The following is a 26399-nucleotide window of genomic DNA, read 5'->3' as shown; positions in this document are numbered from 1 at the left end:
CAAGCCCCTTGACTAAACACGTAGCCCCTTTTTTGAAATCAAACTTTTTGAATTATTCAAAATATTACCTATTCCTTGCTTTCATAAAGAAATAAATTTATCGGTACACCCTTATAAGCGAGTGACATTTCCCTAATTAAGTGTGAAACCACCAATTCACTGTTTGGAAGATTTCCATCTAGTAAAATACCAGCGACCGTTCCACTGTGGGCGACAACGATTCCGCCATGATAGCGATTAGCCAACTGATCTAATAGAGGAAAAACAGGTTTTGGCAATAATTTTTGATTTACCCGTGCACTGAGGGTTGCTGCCTCACCAATATACGTTATATTTTTTTCCTTAAACCCTCTTTTAGCTAGATCAATAGCTTTAATGAATAGTTGTTGATCGTCCTGGCTGTATACTTTCGGAACTTCATTAAACTCTATTGTGTTGATCATACCTCCAAGATCAATACCAACGAGGATAAATGGGGGCAAGGTCCCAAAGCTTGCGATTAGCTGACCGGAAATATATTCATAGACCACGACATCCTCATACATTACCCCGTCGGTAGGTTCCACTTTTGCGGCAATCATCGAGATTATTTCATTTGTGAGAGGAATACTATAGCTGTCAGCAATTGCTCTTAATGTAGCAACAATATCCGCCGAACTGCTAGCCATGCCCTTACCGGAAGGGATATTGGAATGTATTTCGAGATACCCGCCTCCTCTTATTGCAAAAAGTTGGAGTAAGCTTTCCCCCGCTTTTTTCGCTTTCATTTTGGAGTTTACCCCCCTTATCCTGGAGGTGGCTGTGTCTGGAACAAATCTAGCCTCACTTCGTAAACTCTCGATTGGGAAAGTGATTAAAAACGGACGCTCTTCCATGATACCTTGGACCAATTCTCCAAATGTTCCATTGCAACTTCCTCTACCTATTTTCATTGTATTGACTTCTATCCCCCTACTTCATTCCCAGCTCTACTAATATCGAAAGTAACATAAATAACACTACACAAATGATGGAAGTAGTTTTCATAACTATTACTGTAAGTAAAATATCATCTGCTTTAATCTTCCGTAATGGTTCACCCATTTTTGCCCGTTCTGAGACTTTACCGAAATAATAATTCGTTCCGCCAAGTTGTATTTGAAGCGCTCCTGCGATTGTCGCCTCTGGGTAACCGCTATTTGGACTCGGATGAAGTTTCGCATCGCGTTTCATCATTTTCCAAGCGCCCAGTACATCGAGTCGTTTAATCAAACAAGCAAGCAGCATCATTCCAAATGTTAACCGTGCAGGCAAATAGTTTAATAGATCATCTAGTCGGGCCGATGCCCAGCCTAGATTTTGATATTTTTCATTCTTATATCCAACCATGGAATCTAACGTATTAACCGCTCGGTAAAACATAGCAAGTGGGGCACCCCCGATAAGGGCAAAGCATAATGGTGATATAATGGCATCAACGATGTTTTCGGCTACGGTTTCCACTGCCCCGCGCGAAATTTCACTTTCCTCAAGGTTTTCTGTATCTCTTCCGACAATCATTCCCAGACTTTTTCGTGCAGCTCTTAAATCCTGATTTTTCAAATGGCGAAATACTTCCAACCCTGCATCAGCCAAACCTTTAGTCGCGATCGTCGTTGAAATTAACCAGATTTCCACAATGACTGAATAGACGTGATTTAACTGATCAAGACCGTAAAGAACCAAAGTAATTATTAAATAGCTTCCACCAGCAATTAAAATAGGAAATAAGAGTCCTGCCAGTTTCATATACTTTTCCTTTACGGTGAAAAAACGAATCGCTTTTTCCAAACGACTAATAAACTTTCCAATGATGACCACCGGATGTAGCAGTATTCGAGGGTCACCAATGATTCGATCAATAAGATAAGCAAAAACAATATAAATGGCATGAACTAACATCGAATTCTAAGCCCTCCTGATTCCTTGCTGCTTCACATGTGTCATCATAACAGCTGCTATTTAGCAATCCGCTCCTACCTCATTAGTAACGCTAATCACATGCAGATGATTTTCTTGAATCACCATAATCAAAAGATTCACTTCCTCTATTAAACTGGTTTTCTGGTTTTCTGGTTTTCTTCTACCAGTTCCTTTTCAGTTAACCACATGAGATGATTAGACAGCCAACGAAGAAATATAACCAACTATAATAAGATCGTATACTTGAAAGAAAAACTTGAACGAAAGTGGGTTCCGGCTCTTGTAATACGCCTCATTCAGTTGGACGTAAGTTTCTTATGGCTATCAATGCTTCTTTTTATTTCTTGATCGGTTTTGAACTCCGACTGCATCAAAAAGGACTCGGCTTTCATAAAAGAAAGCCAAGCGTTTGCGGAAATAATGACATAAATTAGGGACATAATGGATTAACCTCTTTGCTTACTTCAATTAAAGCTTGAATCAAGCATTGATTTTCTTCTTCTGTACGAATCGCAATCCGAAAATCTTGATCCGTTAGTCCCGGATACATGTTACAGGAACGGATTAAAATTCCTTTATGACCCATGCGCCACTGTAATTCAGTTGCCGTAATGCCAGCTGTTATCCTAACTAACAGAAAATTCGCTTGTCCCGGAAAAACCTTCCACCCAAGCTTCTCTTCAATGGCTGTTTTGACATAGCTTCTTTGCTTTTGAATTAGGGTAATCGTTTCTTCCTCGTATACTTTTTCGTTTAGGACCGCTTCTCCGGCCAATAGGGCCATTTGATTGACACTCCAAGTTACTTGTTTCGCCTGTAGCTTTACGATCAGGGATGGTTCAGCCACCATATAACCGAGCCGAAGACCGGGGATTGCATAAAACTTTGTCATCGATCGAACCAAGATTACTTGTTTCCAACTTTGCAATTCCTCAAGCAAAGTGATTCTTGATTCGTTTGGTAGAAAATCTATAAATGCCTCGTCTATTATCAAATATGTATTTGTCTTCTTTGCCTGTTCTGCCATCTCGACAAGCTCTTCCTTCGAATATGTGACACCAGTAGGATTGTTAGGATGTCCCACAAATACAAGATCGGTTTTCGCTATTAATTGAAGGAATTCTGACCTATTAGGCTTAAAATCATTTTCTTCTTTGCCAACAATTGGGTTGATGGTAGCACCATAAGCTCTAGCTAGCTGTTCGTACTCCGAGAAGCAAGGATATACGACTCCCACTGTTTCTGGCTGCAAGGCTAATATCGCAAGGGCGATACATTCTGCTGCTCCATTTCCGATCAAAATCTGTTCTGGTGAAACAAAGTGTTTTTCTGCCAACTTTTGTTTAAGAACACGATGTGCGGGATCGGGATAATGAACAATCGATTCTAGTTGCTCCTTTATCAACCTCAATAAACAAGTAGGTGGGCCAAGAGGATTGATATTCGCACTGAAATCAAGGAGCTGAGATGGATCTTTACGAAACAATTGTTGGGCTGTCAGTAAATCCCCACCATGTCCAAATTTTTCAATATAGACCATTAAAATTCAATTCCCTTCACGGCAGGAATTCCTTCGTTATAATAATGCTTAACGGGCTTCATTTCGGTTACTAAATCCGCACAAGCAATGATTTCTTCTTTGGCTGATCGTCCGGTAATTACTAAATGCATTCCCTTAGGGCGCTGTTGAATCAACTCAATTACTTCTGTTAACGGAAGTACATCGTCTATTAGGAATTTATCAATCGCCAGAGCATTATTTAATTCATCTAAAATGACAACATCATAGCCTCCAAATTGAACCTTTTCTTTCGTAAAAGACCACGCAGTTTTTAGAGCTTCCCGATGTTCCTCTGGTGTTTTCGTCCATGTAAAGCCGATTCCTGTCTGCACGATTTCAATCCCTAATTTTTCAAACGTAATTTTTTCCCCATATGTTCGTTCAGGGGATTTAATAAATTGAATCATCACCACCCGTTTCCCCCTGCCTGCTGCACGAACTGCGAGCCCAAGAGCAGCCGTCGTTTTTCCTTTTCCATCACCTGTGTATACTAATGTAAGGCCGCTCTTAGCTTTGTTTTTTGTGATTTCTTCCATCCGCTTCACTCCTTGTTACAGCCAGACTGTCTTTTCTTCAAATGATGTCCGAATCGGCACCTTCGCTTTTTTTATTACTTCTAGATCAGGATAACCGATAAACAAATTTCCGATGATTTTCTTGTTTTCGGGTGAGCCAATAAACTCATACATTCGTTGGTCACGCACAAGACCGACTCCTCTTGTCCGCCAGACAAGACCTAATCCCAACTCTTTAGCGGTAAGCCACATCGAATGGATCGCACAGCAAACGGCATATTCATTATCAGCAGATGCCTCTTCATCGTCTGGAACGATGTCAGCGGTAACGACAATATGGACCGGTGTTGTTTTTAATACCTTTAAGGAGCTTTCAATTAAATTTGGTTTCGTTGGAAAGCGTTCTTGTAAATATTCATAGGCTAACGCTTCATAGCGTTTTTTTGCTTCACCTTTAATTACATAAAAGCTCCATGGTTCACGCATTCGGTCATTCGGTGCCCATGTCGCTGCTTCTAATAAGGTGTGAATCTTTTCGTCCTCGACCTCTTGAGGTGCATAATCACGGATCGCTCTTCGGTTTTTGATTTCTGCTAAAATCGACATGTTAGCCCCTCCCTATCCCAACTAATTGTTTTTCTTCTGTTTCTTGAAACCAGCGTATTTTCTCGCGAAGGCCTACCACATCACCTACAAGAACAATCGCTGGATGAGTAATCCCTGCTTCTAGTACCAGTACTTCGATATCCTTTAAACTTCCGGTCACCGTTTTCTGCTTATCTGTGGTACCCCATTGGATAATGGCGGCTTTCGTATCAGGACTTTTTCCATTCTCTATTAATCGCGAAACAATATAAGGTAAATTGCCAATTCCCATATAAAAGGCAATCGTATCGATTCCTTGAGCGAGAGCTGACCAATTTATTTGATCCCCATCCTTTTCTGCACGGCTGTGGCCAGTGACAATCGCGAAAGTGGAAGCAAAATCGCGGTGGGTTACCGGAATTCCTGCATAAGCAGGCGCTGCAATACCAGCTGTAATCCCCGGTACTATTTCATAGTGAATCCCATGTTCTACAAGAACTTCCGCTTCTTCACCGACACGGCCGAAAACGCAAGGATCTCCTCCTTTTAATCTAGTGACTGTCTTTCCCTGACTAGCTTTTTCAATTAACAGCTGATGAATTTGATCTTGAATGAGTTGATGTTTCCCTGGCAGTTTTCCGCAAAATATCAACTCTGCCTCCGCCTTTGCATACTTAAGCAGTTCTTCATTTACTAAACGGTCATATAAAATTACATCCGCTTGTTGGATACACTCCATCCCGTAAACTGTGATCAGCTTAGGGTCTCCCGGACCAGCACCAACAAGATACACTTTTCCATTTGTCATTTTCTCGCTCCTTCCTAAATCATTCTTTCGAAATTCCAGCTGATGCAAAAGTGGCCATTTCTTTCAGCATTAAGGTCGCTGATTGTAAGATTGGAAAGGCTATTGCTGCCCCACTTCCTTCTCCTAGCCGCAAATCTAAATCAAGCAGTGGCTTCTTGCCTAATAACTGTAGGGCAATTTCATGTCCAGGCTCGACGGAACGATGGCCGACAATCATATACTCCGCTGCTGTCTCACAGATTTCCTTTGCCAAAAGAGCTGCAATCGTGCAAATAAAACCATCTACTAATATAGGAATGCGGTTTTGTGCGGCGCAGAGCATTGCGCCTGTCATTCCGGCAATTTCCAAACCGCCAATTTTTGCTAAAATATCAATAGGATCATTCCTGTCAGGGTTTCTTTCCTTTAGTGCCCTTGTAATGACCTCTTGTTTATGACGAATTTTTTCTTGTGCAATCCCTGTGCCTCGCCCGACGAGTACATCGATGTCTAGACCGCTTAAAACCGCTGCAATCGCACTGCTTGACGTCGTATTACCTATCCCCATCTCACCAACAATAAGGCATTTGATTCCTTTTTGAATCATCTCTTTTGCGCGTTCATAACCAACGGCGATGGCTTGTTTTGCCTCTTTTCTTGTTAATGCATCCTGTTGACAAAAATTATTCGTCCCATAGCGAATTTTCTGATTCACAAACCCGTCAGCCTCAATATCTGCTGCCACACCAATATCGACGACTTCAAACATAGCTCCGATTTGTTTGGAAAAAACATTGATGGCCGCTCCGCTGTTTAAAAAGTTTTTGACCATTTGCACGGTAACTTCCTGCGGGAAAGCGGACACTCCTTCTTCCACTACACCATGATCAGCGGCAAAAACGATCACACCTGGTGGTGAAACGACCGGGAATGCTTCAGATGTTATTTCTGACAGATGAATGGCTAATTCCTCTAATCTCCCCAAACTGCCCGAAGGTTTTGTTAACGTTTCGATATACTCACGAACTTGCTGTCCCACTTCTCTATCAAGAGACTGGATTCCTGTTATTAAGCTATTCATTAGGTGATCTCCTTTTTTGATAATCCATCATTAAATGTTCAATGACATCCAGCTTAACGTGTCCCCTTACATGCTCTGCCAGTCGGTCAAACGCTTCTTCCCGCAATTGGTTAAAAGATGGGCGCATGTAGATGGGCTCCAAACCTTTTTTACGACGGAGTTGATTAAGTAATTCCTCACGAAACTCATCATTATGGAATATCCCATGAAAATAAGTACCAATGATCGTTTCGTCTGGGGAATGACAACCATCCCATTTTTCATTAGTAAAAATAAGACCTTTGGAGGCTCCGGTCGCCACGGTTTCACCCATATGAATCTCGTAACCTGTTACATGGAAGTTTTTTCCGAAAAGATGCAAATTTCCATTTGATAGGTTTGTCGTCTTTTCTTTCGTAATGGTAGTTTCAATTGGCAGTAGTTGAAGGCCTTCACTTTCTTTATGTAAAGACTCGATCGCTAATGGATCCTCGATTTTATCACCGAGCATTTGATAGCCACCGCAGATTCCGAAAAGAACGGACTGTTTCTCATCGCTTATTTCTGCTATTTTTTGAGCGATGCCGCTTTTACGTAAAAACAGCAAATCTTCAATTGTATTCTTGCTGCCCGGTAGAATGACCAAATCTGGTTGATGTAATTGATCTGCTCTTGTTATAAAACGGACATGACAATCCGGCTCAGCAAAAAACGGATCGACATCTGTGAAATTGGAGATTTTCGGATACTGAATCACCGCGATATCCAATTCTTTTTCAGAATTTTGGGTATGTGTATATTGATTTAAAATCACGGAATCTTCGGCATCAATATTTAGATTCTCCAAGTAAGGAATTACGCCGAGAATGGGTTTTCCTGTATATTCCTCAAACCACGTTAATCCAGATTCTAGCAAGCTGAGATCCCCACGGAATTTATTAATAATTACCCCTATTACACGATCGCGGTCCTCTTGTTCCATCAGCTGAAGGGTTCCTACTAAACTAGCAAACACTCCACCTTTTTCGATATCCCCAATTAAAATCACAGGGGCATCCGCCATTTTGGCGACCCTCATATTCACCAGTTCCCGGTCATTTAAATTAATTTCGGCCGGACTACCAGCCCCTTCAATGACAATTCGGTCATAATTTTTGGAAAGGGTGGACAGTGATTGTTGAATAAGTTCCAATCCCATTTGAAAGAATTCCCTACGGTACCTTCCTGCTTCCATATTTCTAAATGGTTTACCGTGGACGACAATTTGGGATTGGTTATTCCTGTTCGGCTTTAGTAGAATTGGGTTCATATCGGTAGTTGCCTGAATATATGCAGCTTCAGCCTGGACTCCCTGTGCTCTACCGATTTCTTTCCCATCCACTGTAATATAGGAATTTAACGCCATATTTTGTGATTTAAACGGAACGGTTTTATATCCATCCTGGGCGAAAATCCGGCAAAATGCAGTCACGACAACACTTTTGCCGACATCCGAATTGGTACCTTGAAACATAATTGGAAGAGCTTTAGTCATTTTGTTTAAACTCCTTACATTTCTTCACCCAATTTTTGACAAGCTCAGGGCATGAGCCAAAATGAAAATGGGTATAACCTGCAATTAAATTCCCTTTCTGATAGCCCTCCTGCTTAAACCCACGCATTCCTTTCGTTTGGTAGGCCGGTTTGAAGACCGTTCTCGGATGAAAAGTGGAGTAGTGAAATTCATGGCCTCTTGCACTCAGATTTCCCGCTAACAAGAAATTTTCTTTTTCTGCAGTGATTTCCCGGTATCCTAATGCTGCTAGTTTTGTCTGCATTTTCACTATTCCAGGGATGATCCCGACCATTTTGTAACTTGTTTCATCGGTTGTTTCCAATGATTCAGTTAAGTACATAAACCCGCCGCATTCCGCCAAGGTTGGCAGTCCTTTTTCGATGGCCGATCGAATCGAGTTGTTTACGTCTGTCTGTTTTGATAGCTCCTCGGCAAATTCCTCTGGGAAACCACCACCAATATACAGACCATCGACTTGTTCCGGCAGGCATTCACCTTTTAAAGGAGAGAACTCGATTAGCTCGGCTCCAGCGGCTACTAACATGTCGAGGTTTTCCTGATAGTAAAAATTAAAAGCGGCATCCCGTGCGACAGCAATTTTTACAATTGGCTGTTCCGCTCTTTTAAACTGGGATTCTTTTATTTTTAAACGGGGGGCTTGTGCCAATTCATATAACGAATCTACATCAACCGTTTCAAGGACTAAATCACCTAGTTGTTCAAAAAATGGATCCAATTCTCCTCGTTCAACGGATGGGATCAACCCTAAATGTCGTTCCGGAATCGTGAGTTCCTCGTTTCTTTTTAAATAGCCAAGGACGGGAATACCGCATTCTTGATCAATCGCAGTTTGAACGATTTTAAAATGCCCTTCACTACCCACCCGATTGGCGATTACACCGACAATATTTGCTTCCTTCAGAAACGTTTGAAATCCCTTCACAATGGCCGCTGCACTACGGGCCATGCTGGCACAATTCACAACCAAAATAACCGGACTTTCGGTGACGAGGCTGATTTCGGCAGTTGATCCTGTATTATTTAGAGGATTTTTCCCATCAAAGAATCCCATTACTCCTTCTATGACGGAAATATCCGCCCCATTACTAGCACGGTTGACAATTTCTTTGACCATTTCATGATTGAGCATCCAGCTGTCAATGTTTCTTGATGTTCTTCCCGTGACGGCCGTATGATAAGTTGGATCGATATAATCCGGACCACATTTAAAGCCCTGGACGGTATAGCCCTTTTTCCTTAAAGCAGACATTAGCCCGATTGTCAGCGTCGTTTTTCCGACACCGCTGCCTGTCCCTGCAATCACAAGTCTACGAGTAGACATCCTATTTCCCTCCTTTTTTCAATAGGGAATCACCGCAACTGATATAGTGACATTACCTGATTTCTTCTTCATCAATGTTAGATGTTTTGCTCCGCTGTACAATAAAGCAGCTGGCTCACTGACGCCATATGCACCTGTAAATTTAAAAACTGTTTCAGAAGGGTTCTCTAGCTTAATGGCATTCAATTCATCTGGTGTGTAATAAATAAACTCCCAGTCGTTTTTGTTCACTACTTCGAGCAGTCCCACTTCATCCTTTTTTAGATCAATTGTACAAACGGCTTTGACACTTTTTTTTGAAAACTGTAATTCCCCAAGCGTTTCGTCGATTACTGCTTCGATTTCCGCTGCAGTGGTACCGCGGTTGCAGCCCACCCCAAGGACAATCACCTTTGGTCGATATAAAACGCCATTCTGTAAAATGTTCTCTTCGTCTTCGGATAAATTCCGATGAGTTACTACTAAGGCAGCATCTGGCTTTTGGGCTAGTGCTTCTTGGATCGATGAATAAGGTTGAATATTCATCGGTAGCGGACGGTCATATGGCCACCAGTCTTTTTCGCCTGACTCCTGAATGACGGCGATTTTTTCTTCATTCACAACCGAAGCGCTAACGGGCGTCAACTTATCAGCGGAGTCCCAAACCCAGCCAAATCGTTTTCCAAACAAATCAACCGCAATGGTTTCCTGAACATCTGAAGCTGTTGTAATAATGGGACGGGCCTGTAAAGTAGCCGCTACTTCTTTCGTTAGTTCATTGGCACCGCCGATATGGCCTGAAAGCACGCTAATCACATGTTCTCCCTTATCATCGATAACGACAACCGCAGGATCTGTTTTTTTATCCTTTAAAATAGGTGCAATCATTCGTACCACAGCTCCAAGGGAAATAATGATGATTAGTCCTTTATAGGCCTCGAAAAGAGACGGTAGAAGAAGGCGAACGCTTCCGGTAAATAATTGGATGTCTTTGTCCTTCTCATCACCAATTTCAAACTTCGCCATATAGTACACATCAGCATTTTGAAATGAATGTAAAAGCCTACGGGCCAGTTTGACCCCATGCTTTGTAATGGCTACAATCGCATAGTCCCCCTTCTGATGGATGAGTGCCCTTTGCGCTTCTTGGAGCTCGATCATTACGATTCGACCCCCTTGCGGAATCCGTGTGTAAACGTTTTGTCATATAGCTTAGAACGATAATCTTGTTTGTGGATGTTTTCATCTAATGCCCATCCGGCTAAAATCATCGCCTGTTTACGAATCCCGTTTACGCGCATATCCTCGTCCAAGTGTTCTAGTGTGGTTCGGACAATTTTTTGATCCGGCCACGACGCTTTATACACAACCGCAACAGGAGTATCCTTACTCCAGCCTGCCCCTGTCAATTCCTTGACAAGTTTCTTCGTTAGAGTAGCGCTTAAGAAAAGAGAAATCGTACAATGATGTTTTGCTAAATCCGCCAGCTTTTCAAATTCTGGCACAGGTGTTCTACCCTCGGCTCTTGTTAGGATCACGGTTTGTGTTAAATCAGGAATTGTCAGCTCAGCTTGAGCAGCCGCGGCGGCCGCAAACACAGAGCTCACACCTGGAACAATCTCTATTTCGATTCCTCTCTTCTTTAACAATACGATTTGTTCCATAATTGCCCCATAGACAGCTGGATCGCCCGTGTGGACACGAACAACCTTTTTCCCTTGCAGAATTCTCTCAGCCATGACGTCAACCATTTCTTCTAAGTGCATCCCGGCGGTTTTCAATATTTCGGCGGAAGATTTTGCTTTCGCAATTAAGTCTTCGTTTACTAGAGAATCCGCATATAGAATGACATCTGCCTCCTGAAGATGCTTAAGACCTTTTACTGTAATTAAATCAGGATCGCCTGGTCCCGCACCAATGATATAAAGCTTCATTTTCTCACCACCATTAATGTTAAATATTCTAGCTCTGCTCCTTCGAGCTCATCTGCCCTCCAAATAATTTCTTCATCCGATGTTACCTTCGTGACAACTGAAGCCTTGTCAAGCAAATCTAAATCACGTAATACTTCTAGCATTAAATCAATCACTTTTGCTACTTTTATAAAAATGACACAATCATTGTCTTGGATGACTTTTCTCATCGTTTCGTAGTCATCCCGTGCTGGCACAATCGCCACATGCTCATCCCCATCTGCTAATGGAATTCCAAGTCTGGAAGCTGCACCGTTAATGGACGAAATCCCCGGAACAACTTCAATCGGAACTTGTGGGTACTTCTCCTGCATCAAACGCATCATATGAATAAACGTACTGTATAAAAGAGGGTCCCCTTCAGTTACAAAAGCTACATCTTTTCCTTCCTGCAGCTTCGCCCATACATTTTCTACGGTTTCCGTCCATTTTCTTTCCAATGTAGCTGGATCCTTTGTCATCGGAAAGACAAGGCCGAGCATTTCTTTTTCGTTCGGCTGAAAATAAACATCTATAATACGATGAGCATAACTTTTGCTGCCCTTTTGTTTTTTCGGATAGGCAATAACCGGTGATTCCTTTAATTTACGAAATGCCTTAACGGTAATGAGCTCTGGATCCCCCGGGCCAACCCCAAGGCCGTATAATGTACCTAACATGTTTACTCCCCTTCCTTGCGCCAAGCTTCTATTATATAAATTGGATTTAATGCATCGAATCTTGTTAAATTTAAAATGGGCTTACTTCTGGATATTTGAGCAAGTGTAATATTCGTCTCATATCCTCGCTCTTTAAACAAAAGCATCGCTTCTGATAGATTTTCAATCGTAACGGCATTTAAAACAATGCGTCCACCCGTACTCAAGCGGCTACAGCAAATTTCCAAAACGTCTTCCATCCCGCCTGCCGTCCCGCCAATAAAAACTGCATCCGGATCCGGGAAGGTTTCTAACCCCTCTGGTGCTTTTCCATGAATAAGTGTTGCATCGACACGGAACTTTGCTAAATTTTGCTTACAGTTTTCTAGGTCGCCCTCGTTTTTTTCGATCGCAAACACTTGTCCTTCCCTAGCGATTTTCGCTGCCTCAATCGCTACAGAACCTGTGCATGTTCCAATATCCCAAACAATGCTATCTTCTTTTAACCTTAAGGCGCTAATGCTTAATGTGCGAATTTCCTTTTTAGTAATTAAGCCTTTATCTGGTTTTCGCTGTAAAAATTCCGAATCATCAATGCCAATCGACCAATGTGGGCTTTTCCCCTTTTTCTTAAGAATGACTACATTTAGAGGTGAAAACTCCTCATCACTCATTTCTGCAAGGGTAAACCAGCGGCATCGTTCCTGATCACCACCAAGGTTCTCGCCCACAAACGCCTCATATTCAGACATGCCAAAGGAAAGCAAATACTGAGCGATTTTATTTGGAGAATTTTCTGTGTCCGTTAAGATTGCGACTGTTGTTTTCCCATCGACTCGCTGTGCCAGCCCTTTTATACTCCTACCGTGAACACTAGTAAAATAAGCATCCTGCCATCTTTCTTTCATTCTGGCAAAAGCTAGTTGGATTGAACTTATATACGGATAAATTTCCAAATCGATTTTAGTAGATAAATAGCTTCCAATTCCATAGAACAACGGGTCTCCGGAAGCTAGAATCACTACATTTCTAGTCTCCGATTGAAGCCGTTCCACTAGAGAATAAAGCCCACCTTCAATCACCATTTTTTCGCCAGTAAATTCAGAAAAAAAAGAAAGTTGCCTCTTTCCTCCTATTAATAATTCACTTTCATTAATCCACTTTTCGTACATCGGGAGCAGACTGACTTTCCCTTCGTCCCCAATGCCGATCATTTTAATTGATGCCACTTTTTCGAACCGCCTTTCCTAACAATTGCCCCTTCATGGTATATAAAGTTGTATCTATGTCAATCCCTCCATCGACTTCCTTTAACGCAGCGCAGCAGCAATAGTCGCTAAGCATTTCGAAAAAGGATAGATGGCCTTGTGCTGTCATCAAATCACCCACCTGTGATGCTGTATTGGCAGTTCGAATTTCCTCTACCAGGGTAGTATCAGCACCTGTACGGCTTGCCACCTCAGCTAAAAAATCAAAATCTATCGGGGCACTTTTCGAGTGAACCATCATGATCCCCATTGCCACTTTTGAGAATTTCCCCATCATGCCGACCATCGAAACTCTTTTAACCCCTTGCTTCTTGCATTGTTTAAGGGTAAACCCAACAAAATCACCCATTTCAATAAAAGCTTCCTCAGACAGCTCGGGGAATTGTTTCATAGCATTTTTCTCGCTCCGCCCACCTGTAGTAATGACAACATGCTCGCAACCACTGGCACGGGCAACACTAATAGCTTGGATGATACTAGCTTTATAAGCAGCTGTGGAAAAAGGAACGACAATCCCGCGGGTTCCGAGAATAGAAATCCCCCCAATGATTCCTAAGCGTCCATTGAGAGTTTTTTTAGCAATTTCTTCACCATCAGGTACGGAAATAACGATTTTAATACCTCTTGTAATCCCGAATTCTTTTAATACCCCTTCTGCCGTATCAAGGATCATCTTACGAGGAACGGGATTAATCGCGGCCTCTCCAACAGGAACGGGCAAGCCATCCTTTGTGACGCGGCCAACCCCAATTCCCCCATCCAGCACGATGCCTGGTTCATCGAGCCATGACACAGTGGAAATAATCAAGGCTCCGTGGGTGGCATCTGGGTCATCTCCTGCGTCTTTAATCGTACTAGCGGTTACTGATTGGTCCTCTACATCACAGCTTTCTATCTGGAAAGTTGCAAACCGCTTGATTGGCAAGTAAATCGTTGATTCTGTTTGAGGTTCTCTTGTAATTAATGCCGTCAGCGCTGCTTTGGTGGTAGCTGTTGCGCAGGCCCCAGTCGTATATCCTTCCCGAAGCTTTCCTTTTGGTACTTCCTGCATCGGTTATCCCTGTTCAGCCATAATGGAAATGGCATTTAATGCAGCTACGGTCACGGTACTGCCACCTTTCCTGCCAATATTAGTGATGAATGGGATATCAAGCTTAGCTAGTTCTTCTTTTGACTCAGCTGCAGAAACAAACCCAACAGGCAATCCAATCACAAGACCTGGTTTTGCTTCTCCTTCTTTAATCAAACGGATCAGTTCGAGTAGAGCGGTTGGAGCATTCCCAATGGCAAAAATACCGCCATCTGCTTCTTTAATTGCCTTCCGCATTGAAATAATCGCCCTTGTCGTATTTAGCCGTTTGGCTTCCTGGATGACATCCGGGTCGGAAATATAGACCTTAATTTCTCCTCCAAATTTTTCAATTCGTGCTTTATTTGCTCCGCTTTGAATCATTTGAACATCTGCAACGACCATTTTTCCGCTTCGAATTGCTCGAATACCGGACGAAATAGCGTCAGGATGAAAGAGGACGCTTTGCCCAAGTTCAAAATCAGCGGATGCATGGATGATCCGTTGGACGACTGGATACTGCTCCTCTGTAAAAGGATGCTCCCCAATTTCTTCATTAATCATTTCAAAACTTCTACCTTCAATCTGTTCTGGTTGGACGGTTAAAGGTTTAAATTCAGTACGAAAATCCATTTCTCTCACTCCTGTATTAAAATGATTGTTCTGTAGTGACGATTGGTGTATTATCAATCTTTTTATTTAATTCTGCGATGACATCGATAAAATTAGCATAGACGGTTCCATAATTCAGTTTCGGGCGGCCAATAAGAATAACCTTAATCCCCAGCTCCTTGGCAGCTTCCACCTTTTCATCGACCGATCCGACTTTCCCGCTCTCTTTAGTCACCATTAAGGTGACGCCATATTGCTTATATAAAGCTTTGTCGAACTCTTTTGAAAATGGACCCTGCATTGCAATAATATTTTTCTGCGGCAGCCCTAGCTGCTCACATTTTTCCATATTATCTATACGGGGAAGCATCCTGGCAATCAAGCGAATGTCCGGGTTCCCTAAAAGTTTTTCTGTGAAAATTTGAAGCGTCTTGCTACCTGTAGTCAGCATTACCACGCCTTTATTGGTTGATGCAAGATCCGCAGCTTCCTCGTAGCTTTCGACTACTTTCATTTTGTCATATTGGAACTTTTGTGACTCGCGTTCATACCGAATATAGGTAATTTTCACCGTTTCGGCCGCCTTGATTGCATTTTTAGAAGCTTCTTCAGCAAACGGATGACTGGCATCGACAACAGCTTGAATCCCTTTTGTGGCAATCAACCCCACCATGTCTGCATCCGTTAATCTTCCTACTTGAACACATATCCCCACCTCCCTTAATTCAACTGCCGCATTTTCTGTGACTACTGAGGCAAGGAGATCGAAGCCTTCTTTTTTTATTTCTAAAGCAAGGGCTCTTGCATCACTTGTTCCGGCTAATACGAAGATCATCCTCTATCTCCAACCTTTTGCACCGTATGTTCGTGATCATAGTGGTGGTCATGATGATGATGGTGGTCGTGATGGTGGTCATGATCATGGTGGTGGTGATGATCGATATGTTCCATCACATTAAGACGGTATTGGCAAGTATCACAGTTCATTTTCACCTCATCACGTAGAGCTTCTTCCACCCGATCGATTAAAATCGTCTGTAATTTTGGATGATAACCAAAATAGTCAGCCAACTGAATGTCAACAGAGGAATATTGCTTTTGAAGAGGAACCATCATATCTTCTAAGCGTTTAATCAGGATGCCAGTGAATAAAAAGTAAGGTAAGATTACTACTTTTTTTGCTCCCAGCTTAATACAGCGTTCGATCCCTTCATTCACTAAGGGATTGGTCACGCCCATAAAAGCAGGTTCGACGATTTTATAATTTGTTTTTTCCCATAGTAATCTAGCAATCTTATATAAATCACTGTTCGCATCGGGATCGCTTCCGCCCCTTCCTAACAAAAGGACAGCCGTATCGTCTTCGATGGATTCAACATTCTCGCCAATTTCCATTAATCTAGTTTTTAGAATTTCAAATGTTTCCTCATGAACACCAATTGGACGGCCATAAGTAAATTGAACAAGCGGATATTTATTCTTTGCCTCATCAATAGCTGCTGGAATATGAATTTTGGAGTGTCCTGCCTGTAAGAGCATGATTGGAATCACGACAACATGGTCGGCCCCTTTCTCTACACATAGATCGATACCTTGATTCACTGTTGGTCGTTCAAATTCTAAAAAACACGTCTCGACCAAATAGGAACCTTCCCAAGTCTTTCTCATCTCACGGATGAACTCACGAACCTGCTCATTTCCCTCTTGATCTTTACTTCCATGCCCCACAAATAAAATTGCTTTCACACTATTTACTCCCCTTTGTATGTAAATTCCTTACCTTCCAATTACTGCTCATCTTCTCTCATTTATTCTCCGCAGACAGCTGCTTCGATTTTAAGGTTTGGTGTGATATCTTGGTACACAAAACCTTTAATCTCTTTGACCCGTTTAAAAAATTTATAGAAACGTTCATTTGGATAGGCCTTTTGTTTGTACTCTTGAACAATCCCCTCTATTACCCCGACTATTTTGTCAGGTGCGATTCCTTCAGCTACGATTTGGCCTGGATGTGCGGTTCTTCCTGCTGTTTTGGCTCCTAGAAATAAATCAAACGCTCCCTTTCGATAAACAATGCCAATATCTTCTTTTACGGCTCCATAACAGGCCATTCCACATCCATTTACACCAAGTTTCAGTTCTTTTGGGAGTTCCATGCCACCAAGCCTTTCTTGAAGCTCATCAGCATAAGGAATAGAATCCTTTTTTTCTCCGTCACAAAAATCACAAGCTTTTACGGTTAATACGTCGCCAACAGGAGCAATCAAAAAGTTGGCTGCCGTTAGTTTTTCAATAATCTCATCAGGCTTTGAGGTTAAAATTTGCAACTTCATAAAATGGTCTTGTGTGTATTCCATCACTCCTTCTTCTCCGACAATTTCGGAAAGAATGGCCATCTGAAGTGCAGTAAATTTTTTATTAACGACACCAGGGCTGACAGCTACCTCAAAAATAGATTGAAAGTCTTGCTTCACAATTAAATCGTTTGTTCGTTCATAAGGCTCACCAACAATCATTTGCAAAGCTTCCTCAGCCAACTCTCTTGACGACTCTTTCACAGAGATTGGAGTGACTAGTTTCTTGTTTTGCGGCATTACATCTTCTGTTTGCTCTAGTGCCCATGGTTCGGCTTCCTTTTGCAGACGCTGATGCGGTTTCAACGGCTGAATTACTTGATTTAAAGTATATTTCCGCTGATAACCGCGCGGCGTGATCATCAATTCATCGTAGAAAAACGTTGAAGAGTTGCCAATTAAAACGGTGGTTAACATGCCAATTTCATGTTCTAACATCTCTTGCAAATTGGTTATAACGATCTTTTGACTATCACGGTATGCACTCTTTACTAATCCTACAGGTGTGTCTGGTGCACGATATTTTAATAGAATTCTTTGTGCTTCCATGATTTGCCGTGTTCTTCTCCCGCTTTTTGGATTGTATAAGGCAATTACAAAATCGGCTTGAGCGGCCGCTTCGATTCGTTTCTCAATTAAGCTCCAAGGTGTTAAATGGTCACTTAAACTAATCGTACAAGCATCATGCATAACCGGCGCGCCTAATAAAGCAGCACAAGAGTTGATGGCTGAAATGCCAGGGACTACCTCCACTCTTATCCCTGAGTCTTTTTTCCATCCTTTTTCAATTAGAACTTCGTAAACAAGTCCTGCCATTCCATATACACCGGCATCACCGCTCGAAATGACAGCTACCGTGTAACCAAGCTCAGCTTGTTTTACAGCCTCCTGGGCACGGCTCACTTCTTCAGTCATTCCTGTGCTAATGATTTTTTTTCCAGTTATTAATCCCTTAATTAAATCAACGTAGGTTTTGTAACCAATGATGATATCACTTTCTTTTATGGCTTCCTTTGCCCGTCCGGTAATATGTTTTTCGTCACCAGGGCCAAATCCTATAACCAATAATTTGCCTTTCACTCTATTACGCCACCTTCCACAATTTAAAAACTAGTATCCAGTTACTCGTTGTTAAATCTTTTCTTTAACTGCTTTTTGTACTCCTTCGATGCATTCCGACCCTTCTGGATGTATGAATCCAGAATCGGAATATTGATAGATCAAATGCTCCTTTAGGCAATGACCTTCTGCCAGATGACTTTTTACAATGGTAGCCCCCACTTCTGGGGTAACGTTTTTATACCAAGCCCCAGACGGATAGACGATGGCAACGGGAGCATCCTTACATCTCCCATTACATCTCGTTCTTGTTGTATGTACGATCGAATCTAAGCTTAAATTGGTGATTTCATTCCGGATCGCTTGAGTTGCTTCCTCCCCACCCTTTCTCATACAGCTGCTACCGTTACAAATTAATACATGCTGTTTCGTCCCTTGCAAATTCCAAGTAGTCATGTCACTCACTCCTATTCGTTTTTTTCAAAAAAAAGCACCCCTATGGACATAGGGATGCAGAAAAATATACACACAAAAAAAATTAGCGATGTAAGTTCAGCACTTCTACCTATGTTCCCGTAGGTTATTTCAAGCTATTAGGTATAGGCAGGTCTCCTGACTTAGGTTCATCATTCTACTTGCGTCTTCCCGAATTCCTTCAGTGACATCTGCAAAAGAACTCCCCCTTACAGTGGCGGGTACCGTGACGGATTTAAACCGTACTTCCCTATTAAGCACTAATTTCCAAAGTGCACCAATCCTAATCTATTCAATTGTTAAAAAGACTTGTTTCTTCTATAGGCATACAATAAAAATTAAAAAAGATTTAGAAGCAATAAAACAAAAAATCCGTCCAACAAAAGTTGAACGGATAAAACGTCAGCACAAAGAAAGTTAATAAATAAGCCTTTTTGTCCAAACGCTTCATCTTCTCAACCCCCGAAGAAATCGAAACTAAAAAAGCTAAGACAGGTCTCCTGACTTGTGTATCTTCCTACTTTAGACCCTTCCCAAAAACGTACTAATAAACGTTTTTAGTGGTTTGTCTATTTCGTCCACACTTACAGTTGCGGGGACAGTTCTGGTAATGCTCCAGATTCCCTATTAAGCCCTAAGGCATCTTAACTGAATGTTTGCAAATTTGTATTTAATTTATTAGCTATTAATATACTAGTCTATTAGATTTAATATTTCAAGAGTTTAATAACGTCATATGAGAAAACGCTACCATCCAATAACTTCAAATGTAATTGAAAGTAATATGGGGATCATTCGAAATTAATCTTTAAAACAAAAAAATAATATCAATAGATTTATTACGGTATCTTATTATAAAATTATAGTTTTTTGCAACTTTATTGTAAAATCCAGTGGATATACTATAAATTACAACATCTAAATTTTCTTTAATTCTTAATAGAATCATGATTTAGTTCATCAAAATATTCCTTATACCTTCTATGAACAGTAGCCCTACTTACTTCATAACCTAAACCTCGTAATGTAGCTGCTATTTCATGAAAAGTAAGTTTCTTGTTTCGAAGATTTATAATTTCTTCCACAGGCAGTTCTTTTTTCTCCCTACCTCCTAAATGATTATTTGATATATTCTTGTGAGGTTCGAAACCATTCTCGATGGCTCTACGCATTCCCCTGCTTATTTTATAATTAGCAATTCTTCGTTGAAACTCTTCTACTGTACTCAATATTTCCAAGACCATTAAATCCGCATCCGATAAAGATATCTCCCCTTGATCTTGAATTGTAAAAACTTTTACTGCCATTTTGCGTAATTCATGAATCAGGGCAATTTTCGAATGTCCCCTTCCCAATCGAGTATCGTCTTGTAAAAGTAAGATCTCTGCCTGTTTATCCTTAAATAATGCTAAAGCCTCAATTATCCCTTCCCGTTCTATATCAAATCCACTATGTCTCTCTTCTATGATTTTTATCACATCGAAATTTTGAATCTCTGCTAATTTTTCTAGCTCTTCTCTTTGTCTTTTTAAAGAGGTATCTTGAGTATTTTTTTCTGTACTAACCCGACAATAAATAATCGCTTTCAATTTTTCTCCTCCTAATCTACGAATCAGACTTAAGCAATTTGACCGTAAATAAGAAATTAACAAAGCATTAATCTTGTTCTTTTTTGAATAGCTTGAATAGACCTTCTTTTTCTACTTCAAAACCACTAGCCTGTTCGCCTATTGTTTCTAGAATACACATTCCCATCCGCTAACCTAATTTGGTTCATTAATTTGTTTATGTAATGAAGTTTCTTGTGAATCCTATGCTGTCATTACCCCTTTAAGTATATTAGTGCATTCATAAACTGTTCCCTCCATACGAACACGAAAACTACTTTAAGAAAAAATAGAACTAACGTTTGTATATCATATCCTATCATGATATAATGAAAAAAATAAAGAGGAACGTATTATCTACTTTATAGGTAAGGGGGAAATTCGAATGAACAAACTATCGAAAAGGCAAGCAGAAATTTTAGCTTATATTAAAGACGAAGTAAAAATTAAAGGTTATCCACCTTCAGTTCGAGAGATTGCTGAGGCTGTTGGTTTAGCTTCAAGTTCTACAGTACATGGTCATTTAGAGAGACTAGAACAAAAAGGCTATATTCGAAGAGATCCTACGAAACCGCGTGCAATCGAGATTCTTGGCGATACAGCTCCGGTTGTGAATGAAGTACAAGCATCATATAGTGAAGTCTATAACGATATTATTAACATTCCTGTAATCGGTAAAGTAACTGCAGGTATTCCAATTACTGCAGTCGAAAATGTAGAAGAATATTTCCCTTTACCGACATCTGTCGCTCCATCTAATGAACAAGTTTTTATGCTTCGAGTAGAAGGAGATAGCATGATCAATGCTGGAATTTTAAATGGCGATCTTGTAATCGTTAAAAAACAATTCACTGCGGAAAATGGAGAAATTGTTGTTGCCATGACTGAAGATAGTGAAGCTACTGTAAAGCGTTTTTATAAAGAAAGCGACCATTTTAGACTTCAACCTGAAAATGATGCCCTGTTTCCAATTTTATTAAAACAAGTATCAATTTTAGGAAAAGTAATTGGAGTTTATCGTACATATCATTAAACTTTTTAAGAGCAATTACATGATTATGTGATTGCTTTTTGTTTTTAGCATGCAAAGACATACCCTAATCAAACCGAAACTGACTTAAAATTAAGGGAGTTTCTTGTGAGTTGAAAAAACACATAAAGAAATCTATATTTCTGATGCAAGAAAAACTCAACCCGATAAATTGAAAACTGTATTAAGATTTCAAGTCAAAGAACGATAAATAAATTAAAAGAGCTTGGAATATCCAAGCTCTTTTAGTGTCGTTGAAATATAAATCCTACATAAACGAGCATCCTTTAGTGAAAATCAGCCTTTAAAAAATCTCTTTACGAATCTATAAACATAAATTTTTTCATTCACTATAACTCTCAAAAGTCTTCTCTAAATCATCTCTAAACGCAATTGCTAAATAATTATCGATTATATTTCTAGTAATAGGCGATTGAAATACTTGACTTTTATATGCCCCACCATCATATTCAATTATATCAATCTTATTTTCAACTTGTTCATTTTGCACTTCATCAAAATATTTAATACTTACTACTACCCCAGCGTCATCAATCGTAATTAATAACTCTCTTTGATTTAATAAGACCTCAATAACATTCTCTTTATCAATCATAATATCAAATTCACCATTCGAAACTTCTATTTCCTTTTTTAAAGACTCCCTTAAATCAACAAAATAAGATTCGAATTTCTCACACATCTTACTGTACGCCATATTTTCTGTAACAGTTTCTTTATATATAGCTTTTGTTTTTAAAATGAATTCCCTTTTAAAATCCATATTTCCACTCCTTGTAATGATATAATTGGAGCATTTATATATTATTACTATTCCTCATGCATAGAAAAATAGAATAACAGGAAGAATGTATTTAAAAAATTTTTTAACTAACTCTCCTAAAGTAATAAATTAATGATTACATCAGGACTTTTTACATACTTTTTATAAATAAACTATGAAAAAAACGAGAAACGTATGAAAGTATTTTAGATGGGATTTAGTAGTGGCTTACGATCATTGGGGTAATAAAAAATTTTTTTATCCTTCATTAAAAAAATAATTGCCGAAAAATCGTTTAATCTAATAATTTAACATAAATAATTTCTGGGTCGCCTTCATCTAAATGATCAATGAATCCACTTTTAATATATCCTAGAGATTGAAATACTTTTTGCATTTTAATATTTGATTTGTTAGTAGAAGAAAATAATTTCCTTTCTGAATAAAATTCAACATATTTCATGAGATTTTTTGCAATACCCAGTCTCCTCATTTCTAGTGAAACAATGATCAAATCAATAAATAAATGGCCAAAGAAAAATTTATGATAAATTAGAAAACCTACAATCCTTTTATTTATTTCACATACGAGGCATCGATTTTCTTCTATCGAGCTTTTAATTAGATGTTCTCTAATTCGACTGTCAATAATTTGAGAATCCAAAATTACGATTGATTCACAATCATTCATTTTTGCATGTCTAATTTCCACTTTCGTCCCCTCTTCCTAAAATGGTTATAGTTACTTTTCGATAAAACACCCTCAAACCCTTTTATGTATTAATTTAAATGTAAAAAAACCTGTATATAAAATCATACAGGTCATTTAAATAAAGAATATCTTATAAATTTGTTGGATTGAAAAGTTTCCCCCACGTTTTTACTCCAACAATTCCATCAACTACTAAATCATTTTTTCTTTGAAAATCTTTTACTGCTTTTTCAGTTAGTATCCCAAAAATCCCATCCACTTTAACGCCAACTTTTTCTTGAATTTCCTTTACTCGCTCTCCTCTTGATCCTTTTTTTAAGATTCCTTTATAAGGATGTAACTCAACTTGAATAATTTTTTTATATAATCCATTTTTAATATTTGCATTATTAACCGAGATGAGCACATCTGCGTAATTAGGAGCTACTGCCCATCCTGCTTGAGCTATCGCCTTAAATTGTTCATCTGCAGTTTTGTATGTTTTAACTTTACTGTACCTCGGATTATTTAAAATAAAATCAACATATCCCTGAATTGGATCATTATATTTTATATAATACCCGCCTTCATTTTTAGGCCTAGCTGTTCCTCTACTACTAAGAGGTAAGCCTGGATGCCACGTCTGACCTGCGATATTGTTATTTTCCTTAAAATTTTTGGACGTAAAGTGTGCTGTTTCTACTTGCCATTGGGTATAAATCATTTCAGGTAACCAGCCAATTTTTTTGGAAACTTCTTGGGCATATTGGAAATATTTAATTGTATTAGACACTATAGACCTATTCCTCTCTTTAAAGTGCTTGTCCTATAGCGTATTCATTTTTTTTATTCTTGGTACTAAGGAAATAGTATAAAAGTAGTGAAATTTTAACTTTCTTTTATTTAACAACAAGTAAAGTTTCTTCATACAATAGTTAAAAATTGGAGCTGATAAAATGACCAATTGGATATATATTTCAACATCGAACCGCCAATTAAAACTTTTCGACGGCAACAAATTAATAAAAACTTATCCAATCGGTGTCGGTAAAATGCTTACCCCTACTCCTTCAGGTACCTACACAATTATTAATAAAGATCCTAATCCTGGTGGACCTTTTGGGGTTCTTTGGATGGGACTATCTGCTCCACACTACGGAATTCATGGAACTAATAATCCTGCATCAATTGGTCATTTTGTTTCGCATGGTTGCGTTCGTATGTATAATAAGGATGTTCTTGAATTATCTTCAATGGTTTCAATTGGTACAGGTGTCGTTATTCATCAATAAATATGATTTTTAATAGATTAAAAGGTGCAATAGAAATTTAAAACCCCTACTCTACTGTTAGGGTTTTCAGAGTGTTAAAATATATTGTAGTCAATATAAAAAAAAGAAACATTAAATGAATTTCAAGGAAAAATAGTATATTTATTATTTTTTATTATCTTATTGAAAAACCAGTGGGTATTGATTGAAATATAAATGTTTTAACTAACTGTCAAAAATCAAAAATCTCTCCATTGAATATTCTAATCTTTATAAGTTTATTATTTTTTATTAAGAAATTGATTGGAACGAAAGGTTGCTCGACTCCTATGGGAGATGCGGGAAGGCTGAGACCCCACAGGCGGCGCCGAGGAGGCTCAGGTCTCGCCCCATGGAAAGCGAGCAACCTGTAGTGGAAATCACTGAGACACAACTTACTTATCAAAATTTAATTGACAAATTCTTTTTTCAACAGCGTGAAGACCCCTACTCTACTGTAATGGTTTTGGTAAATGTCGATTGTTTCCAGCTTTTTAATCAATTTAAAAAGTTTTCGTCCTCTTTAACAAATCATACAGCAATCTAGATATTAAGACATTAGACTAAAATCCTTCCAGATTGTTACTGATAATAGTTCATGGGTAATATCTTTACTAAACCAAGTTTCATTCCATTCTCCCTGACTTCTTTCAAATCTCGTTCGTTCTTCATATTCTTCAATACTTCTATACTTAATAAATAAATTGATATAATAATATTGCTCATCTTCTCTTTGCATAAAATTCATTCCAATATTCGATGGTTCTGAATGAAATTTTGGATGCGCTGACTTTTTTAATCTTGATTTAAAATCCTCTAAAAACTTCTTTTCAAATTTATATTCAAATAAGACGGTTATCAATGATTCAACTCATTTCTATTATTAGTTGTCTAGTAGCTAATCACTATTATAAGTATTCAACTTCTTATTTATTCTTTATACATAATCAATTTAATTCGTGAAGATAATATATAAAAATAGAAATTTCTAGAGGTGCTCATGGAAGAAACAAGCTCACCTAACTCATCTGAAAGCATTACTAGTCTTATTTGGAAATTATCAATTGGTTCTGCATTAGCATGGGAAATCTCAAAATTATTTGGTTCGTCACATCCATACTTAGGTCCAGTTTCACTTATACTTACGGTTCAATCGACAATTGACAAAACAATTAGTTTATCAATCAAACGCGTAATTGGAACAATGATTGGAATTGGTATTACTGTAATCATCGCTAGTTATATGAAAGTCACTGGTTGGAACTTAGGACTTTTAATTTTAATTGGTACATATATTGCTTACTATTTAAAATTAGACAAAAAAGTACTTCACCAGGTCGCTCTAACGATTCTATTTGTCTTTGCATTTGAACACAAATCAAAGGATTATGCGATGGATCGGATGAGGGACACGCTTGTAGGTGTCTTGACTGCTGGATTAATCCAGTTCGTTTGGTCTTCATTCACTTCAAGGAATAAAAAATTGAAATAGCCTAAATCTAAACCGGAATTGGTCACTTTCCAAGTGTAAAGAGGATTAAATAAAAATGCTTTTTAATTCAATCCTCTTTATTCTTTAGGTTATTCGATTGTACAATAAATCTTCAGTCTTCCACGTTCTCATAAAAGACAATTCGATTACCAAATGGATCTCCAACCCGTACCTCCCGTGTTTTCCAAGGAGTTTCTTCAATGCCTGGGCGAGCATATTTATATTTTTTTGAGAGTAACTTTGAATGAAGTAAGTCCAAATTTACTACCTCAATTCTAAGTGCAGCACCTGGACTACAATCACCATGGTGCTCAGAAAGATGTATGACACAATTGTTATAAGATATTTGCATATATAAAGGAAAATCATCTTCAAACCGATGCTCCCAATCAATCTCAAATTCTAAAAATGATATGTAAAATTCTTTTGCTTTAATTTCATCAAACATCCGTAGAATAGGTGTTGGACTTTTCATTGAAATTTCTGATGTACTCACTACTTTCCTCTCCTTTTCGTTTAACTACTATCTAGCTTAGCTTATAGAATCAATTATTCCTTGGATGACCTTCATACTCTCAATGTCTTTTGGAGGAAGTTTGCGTCCTGTACCTTTTTTTGAATTAAAGTGACTAAAATAATATGCGTGTTCACCAGTCACTTTTCCAAGTAAAAAATTAAACTACCAACCCCTTCGTTTCCAGAGATGAAGATTA

28 protein-coding genes and 2 riboswitches are annotated in these 26399 nt (G+C 39.1%); of the genes, 3 read left to right on the top strand and 25 right to left on the bottom strand.

The features are described 5' to 3' along the window. Window positions 1-68 precede the first annotated feature (68 nt). From ACSBO6_RS08855 to ACSBO6_RS08760, 20 genes are all read right to left on the bottom strand, one after another. Window positions 69-767: a GHMP family kinase ATP-binding protein gene (locus ACSBO6_RS08855; RefSeq protein ID WP_180233005.1), complete on the bottom strand. Its 699-nt coding sequence runs from the start codon at window positions 765-767 to the stop codon at window positions 69-71. Window positions 768-951: 184 nt separating this feature from the next. Beyond that, complete coding sequence (gene cbiB / locus ACSBO6_RS08850) at window positions 952-1920, bottom strand: adenosylcobinamide-phosphate synthase CbiB (RefSeq protein ID WP_098847939.1); 969 nt, start codon at window positions 1918-1920, stop codon at window positions 952-954. A gap of 451 nt (window positions 1921-2371) precedes the next feature. Next, entirely contained in the window at window positions 2372-3481 is a 1110-nt protein-coding gene (cobD, locus tag ACSBO6_RS08845) for a threonine-phosphate decarboxylase CobD (protein WP_498844506.1), read from the bottom strand. Beyond that, complete coding sequence (cobO, locus tag ACSBO6_RS08840; RefSeq protein WP_498844505.1) at window positions 3481-4038, bottom strand: cob(I)yrinic acid a,c-diamide adenosyltransferase; 558 nt, start codon at window positions 4036-4038, stop codon at window positions 3481-3483. Before cobO ends, cobD begins: the two co-directional genes overlap by 1 nt. Window positions 4039-4053: 15 nt before the next feature. Next, window positions 4054-4623 (bottom strand): nitroreductase family protein, encoded by a 570-nt coding sequence (locus tag ACSBO6_RS08835; protein ID WP_498844504.1) that lies wholly within the window; start codon window positions 4621-4623, stop codon window positions 4054-4056. A gap of 1 nt (window position 4624) precedes the next feature. Further along, window positions 4625-5410, bottom strand: coding sequence for a uroporphyrinogen-III C-methyltransferase (gene cobA / locus ACSBO6_RS08830; protein ID WP_098847931.1), 786 nt, complete (start codon window positions 5408-5410; stop codon window positions 4625-4627). Window positions 5411-5429: 19 nt separating this feature from the next. Continuing rightward, window positions 5430-6470: a nicotinate-nucleotide--dimethylbenzimidazole phosphoribosyltransferase gene (gene cobT, locus ACSBO6_RS08825; protein ID WP_098847929.1), complete on the bottom strand. Its 1041-nt coding sequence runs from the start codon at window positions 6468-6470 to the stop codon at window positions 5430-5432. Beyond that, on the bottom strand, window positions 6463-7983 hold the full coding sequence (locus ACSBO6_RS08820; RefSeq protein ID WP_098847926.1) for a cobyric acid synthase: 1521 nt from the start codon (window positions 7981-7983) through the stop codon (window positions 6463-6465). The genes cobT and ACSBO6_RS08820 overlap by 8 nt, the downstream gene beginning before the upstream one ends. Continuing rightward, window positions 7976-9346 (bottom strand): cobyrinic acid a,c-diamide synthase CobB, encoded by a 1371-nt coding sequence (locus ACSBO6_RS08815; RefSeq protein WP_098847923.1) that lies wholly within the window; start codon window positions 9344-9346, stop codon window positions 7976-7978. The genes ACSBO6_RS08820 and ACSBO6_RS08815 overlap by 8 nt, the downstream gene beginning before the upstream one ends. An 18-nt stretch (window positions 9347-9364) precedes the next feature. Next, on the bottom strand, window positions 9365-10486 hold the full coding sequence (locus tag ACSBO6_RS08810; protein WP_098847921.1) for a cobalt-precorrin 5A hydrolase: 1122 nt from the start codon (window positions 10484-10486) through the stop codon (window positions 9365-9367). Beyond that, complete coding sequence (cobM, locus tag ACSBO6_RS08805; protein ID WP_098847918.1) at window positions 10486-11259, bottom strand: precorrin-4 C(11)-methyltransferase; 774 nt, start codon at window positions 11257-11259, stop codon at window positions 10486-10488. The genes ACSBO6_RS08810 and cobM overlap by 1 nt, the downstream gene beginning before the upstream one ends. Then, window positions 11256-11957, bottom strand: coding sequence for a precorrin-2 C(20)-methyltransferase (gene cobI / locus ACSBO6_RS08800; protein WP_098847917.1), 702 nt, complete (start codon window positions 11955-11957; stop codon window positions 11256-11258). The genes cobM and cobI overlap by 4 nt, the downstream gene beginning before the upstream one ends. A 2-nt stretch (window positions 11958-11959) precedes the next feature. Then, window positions 11960-13150: a precorrin-6y C5,15-methyltransferase (decarboxylating) subunit CbiE gene (cbiE, locus tag ACSBO6_RS08795; protein ID WP_498844503.1), complete on the bottom strand. Its 1191-nt coding sequence runs from the start codon at window positions 13148-13150 to the stop codon at window positions 11960-11962. A gap of 1 nt (window position 13151) precedes the next feature. Next, complete coding sequence (locus ACSBO6_RS08790) at window positions 13152-14255, bottom strand: cobalt-precorrin-5B (C(1))-methyltransferase (protein WP_098847914.1); 1104 nt, start codon at window positions 14253-14255, stop codon at window positions 13152-13154. 3 nt (window positions 14256-14258) lie between these two features. Beyond that, the gene (locus tag ACSBO6_RS08785; protein ID WP_098847911.1) at window positions 14259-14906 is read right to left on the bottom strand and encodes a precorrin-8X methylmutase; all 648 of its coding nucleotides are present in this window, start codon (window positions 14904-14906) and stop codon (window positions 14259-14261) included. A 16-nt stretch (window positions 14907-14922) separates the two neighbouring features. Next, window positions 14923-15720 carry a precorrin-6A reductase gene (cobK, locus tag ACSBO6_RS08780; protein WP_498844502.1) on the bottom strand — a complete coding sequence of 266 codons (798 nt, stop codon included), beginning with the start codon at window positions 15718-15720 and terminating at the stop codon, window positions 14923-14925. After that, window positions 15717-16631, bottom strand: coding sequence for a sirohydrochlorin chelatase (locus tag ACSBO6_RS08775; RefSeq protein ID WP_098847907.1), 915 nt, complete (start codon window positions 16629-16631; stop codon window positions 15717-15719). The genes cobK and ACSBO6_RS08775 overlap by 4 nt, the downstream gene beginning before the upstream one ends. A gap of 62 nt (window positions 16632-16693) precedes the next feature. Beyond that, window positions 16694-18319, bottom strand: a complete 1626-nt coding sequence (gene cobJ, locus ACSBO6_RS08770) for a precorrin-3B C(17)-methyltransferase (protein ID WP_098847905.1) — start codon at window positions 18317-18319, stop codon at window positions 16694-16696. Between the two features lie 51 nt (window positions 18320-18370). Then, entirely contained in the window at window positions 18371-18754 is a 384-nt protein-coding gene (locus ACSBO6_RS08765) for a (2Fe-2S) ferredoxin domain-containing protein (protein ID WP_098847903.1), read from the bottom strand. Between the two features lie 129 nt (window positions 18755-18883). Then, window positions 18884-19069, bottom strand: a riboswitch (cobalamin riboswitch). A gap of 176 nt (window positions 19070-19245) precedes the next feature. Then, window positions 19246-19434, bottom strand: a riboswitch (cobalamin riboswitch). 267 nt (window positions 19435-19701) lie between these two features. Next, window positions 19702-20361 carry a YneB family resolvase-like protein gene (locus ACSBO6_RS08760; RefSeq protein WP_498844501.1) on the bottom strand — a complete coding sequence of 220 codons (660 nt, stop codon included), beginning with the start codon at window positions 20359-20361 and terminating at the stop codon, window positions 19702-19704. Window positions 20362-20764: 403 nt separating this feature from the next. Between ACSBO6_RS08760 and lexA the strand changes: the two genes are divergently transcribed. Continuing rightward, window positions 20765-21412, top strand: coding sequence for a transcriptional repressor LexA (gene lexA / locus ACSBO6_RS08755; protein ID WP_098847898.1), 648 nt, complete (start codon window positions 20765-20767; stop codon window positions 21410-21412). 340 nt (window positions 21413-21752) lie between these two features. On the opposite strand, the gene ACSBO6_RS08750 is transcribed toward lexA, so the two are convergent. The 3 genes from ACSBO6_RS08750 to ACSBO6_RS08740 form a co-directional block, all read right to left on the bottom strand. Next, window positions 21753-22193, bottom strand: coding sequence for a hypothetical protein (locus ACSBO6_RS08750; protein ID WP_098847896.1), 441 nt, complete (start codon window positions 22191-22193; stop codon window positions 21753-21755). Window positions 22194-22488: 295 nt separating this feature from the next. Then, window positions 22489-22905, bottom strand: a complete 417-nt coding sequence (locus ACSBO6_RS08745; RefSeq protein ID WP_286138457.1) for a GNAT family N-acetyltransferase — start codon at window positions 22903-22905, stop codon at window positions 22489-22491. Between the two features lie 130 nt (window positions 22906-23035). Then, window positions 23036-23677, bottom strand: a complete 642-nt coding sequence (locus tag ACSBO6_RS08740; protein ID WP_498844500.1) for a glucosaminidase domain-containing protein — start codon at window positions 23675-23677, stop codon at window positions 23036-23038. Window positions 23678-23840: 163 nt separating this feature from the next. On the opposite strand from ACSBO6_RS08740, the gene ACSBO6_RS08735 reads away from it, so the two are divergent. Beyond that, window positions 23841-24176 carry a L,D-transpeptidase gene (locus ACSBO6_RS08735; RefSeq protein WP_498844499.1) on the top strand — a complete coding sequence of 112 codons (336 nt, stop codon included), beginning with the start codon at window positions 23841-23843 and terminating at the stop codon, window positions 24174-24176. Between the two features lie 568 nt (window positions 24177-24744). Here ACSBO6_RS08735 and ACSBO6_RS08730 read toward each other — a convergent pair. Beyond that, a complete protein-coding gene (locus ACSBO6_RS08730) occupies window positions 24745-25056 on the bottom strand; it encodes a hypothetical protein (RefSeq protein WP_498844498.1) in 312 nt (103 codons plus the stop codon). 138 nt (window positions 25057-25194) lie between these two features. Here ACSBO6_RS08730 and ACSBO6_RS08725 point away from each other — a divergent pair, with 138 nt between their 5' ends. After that, window positions 25195-25686 (top strand): FUSC family protein, encoded by a 492-nt coding sequence (locus tag ACSBO6_RS08725; protein ID WP_498844497.1) that lies wholly within the window; start codon window positions 25195-25197, stop codon window positions 25684-25686. Window positions 25687-25798: 112 nt separating this feature from the next. Here ACSBO6_RS08725 and ACSBO6_RS08720 read toward each other — a convergent pair whose 3' ends face one another. Continuing rightward, window positions 25799-26182, bottom strand: a complete 384-nt coding sequence (locus ACSBO6_RS08720) for a glyoxalase superfamily protein (protein ID WP_286138452.1) — start codon at window positions 26180-26182, stop codon at window positions 25799-25801. Window positions 26183-26399: the final 217 nt, after the last annotated feature.

Origin of the sequence: Bacillus sp. AL-1R (genome assembly GCF_052180195.1) — a bacterium.
GTDB lineage: Bacteria > Bacillota > Bacilli > Bacillales > Bacillaceae_G > Gottfriedia.
Note: the sequence above shows the minus strand (reverse complement) of the source record. Positions and strands in the feature narration are given on the sequence as shown.

Bases quoted from the DNA above. Each gene is read 5' to 3' on its own strand.
- ACSBO6_RS08815 (WP_098847923.1), bottom strand. From the start codon at position 9,346: ATGTCTACTCGTAGACTTGTGATTGCAGGGACAGGCAGCGGTGTCGGA.
- ACSBO6_RS08855 (WP_180233005.1), bottom strand. From the start codon at position 767: ATGAAAGCGAAAAAAGCGGGGGAAAGCTTACTCCAACTTTTTGCAATA.
- ACSBO6_RS08765 (WP_098847903.1), bottom strand. From the start codon at position 18,754: ATGACTACTTGGAATTTGCAAGGGACGAAACAGCATGTATTAATTTGT.
- cobI (WP_098847917.1), bottom strand. From the start codon at position 11,957: ATGTTAGGTACATTATACGGCCTTGGGGTTGGCCCGGGGGATCCAGAG.
- cobK (WP_498844502.1), bottom strand. From the start codon at position 15,720: ATGATCTTCGTATTAGCCGGAACAAGTGATGCAAGAGCCCTTGCTTTA.
- cobD (WP_498844506.1), bottom strand. From the start codon at position 3,481: ATGGTCTATATTGAAAAATTTGGACATGGTGGGGATTTACTGACAGCC.
- ACSBO6_RS08820 (WP_098847926.1), bottom strand. From the start codon at position 7,983: ATGACTAAAGCTCTTCCAATTATGTTTCAAGGTACCAATTCGGATGTC.
- cobO (WP_498844505.1), bottom strand. From the start codon at position 4,038: ATGGAAGAAATCACAAAAAACAAAGCTAAGAGCGGCCTTACATTAGTA.
- ACSBO6_RS08785 (WP_098847911.1), bottom strand. From the start codon at position 14,906: ATGGATTTTCGTACTGAATTTAAACCTTTAACCGTCCAACCAGAACAG.
- cobM (WP_098847918.1), bottom strand. From the start codon at position 11,259: ATGAAGCTTTATATCATTGGTGCGGGACCAGGCGATCCTGATTTAATT.
- ACSBO6_RS08725 (WP_498844497.1), top strand. From the start codon at position 25,195: ATGGAAGAAACAAGCTCACCTAACTCATCTGAAAGCATTACTAGTCTT.
- cbiB (WP_098847939.1), bottom strand. From the start codon at position 1,920: ATGTTAGTTCATGCCATTTATATTGTTTTTGCTTATCTTATTGATCGA.
- ACSBO6_RS08735 (WP_498844499.1), top strand. From the start codon at position 23,841: ATGACCAATTGGATATATATTTCAACATCGAACCGCCAATTAAAACTT.
- cbiE (WP_498844503.1), bottom strand. From the start codon at position 13,150: ATGATCGGCATTGGGGACGAAGGGAAAGTCAGTCTGCTCCCGATGTAC.
- ACSBO6_RS08835 (WP_498844504.1), bottom strand. From the start codon at position 4,623: ATGTCGATTTTAGCAGAAATCAAAAACCGAAGAGCGATCCGTGATTAT.
- ACSBO6_RS08750 (WP_098847896.1), bottom strand. From the start codon at position 22,193: ATGGATTTTAAAAGGGAATTCATTTTAAAAACAAAAGCTATATATAAA.
- cobA (WP_098847931.1), bottom strand. From the start codon at position 5,410: ATGACAAATGGAAAAGTGTATCTTGTTGGTGCTGGTCCGGGAGACCCT.
- ACSBO6_RS08810 (WP_098847921.1), bottom strand. From the start codon at position 10,486: ATGATCGAGCTCCAAGAAGCGCAAAGGGCACTCATCCATCAGAAGGGG.
- lexA (WP_098847898.1), top strand. From the start codon at position 20,765: ATGAACAAACTATCGAAAAGGCAAGCAGAAATTTTAGCTTATATTAAA.
- ACSBO6_RS08790 (WP_098847914.1), bottom strand. From the start codon at position 14,255: ATGCAGGAAGTACCAAAAGGAAAGCTTCGGGAAGGATATACGACTGGG.
- cobT (WP_098847929.1), bottom strand. From the start codon at position 6,470: ATGAATAGCTTAATAACAGGAATCCAGTCTCTTGATAGAGAAGTGGGA.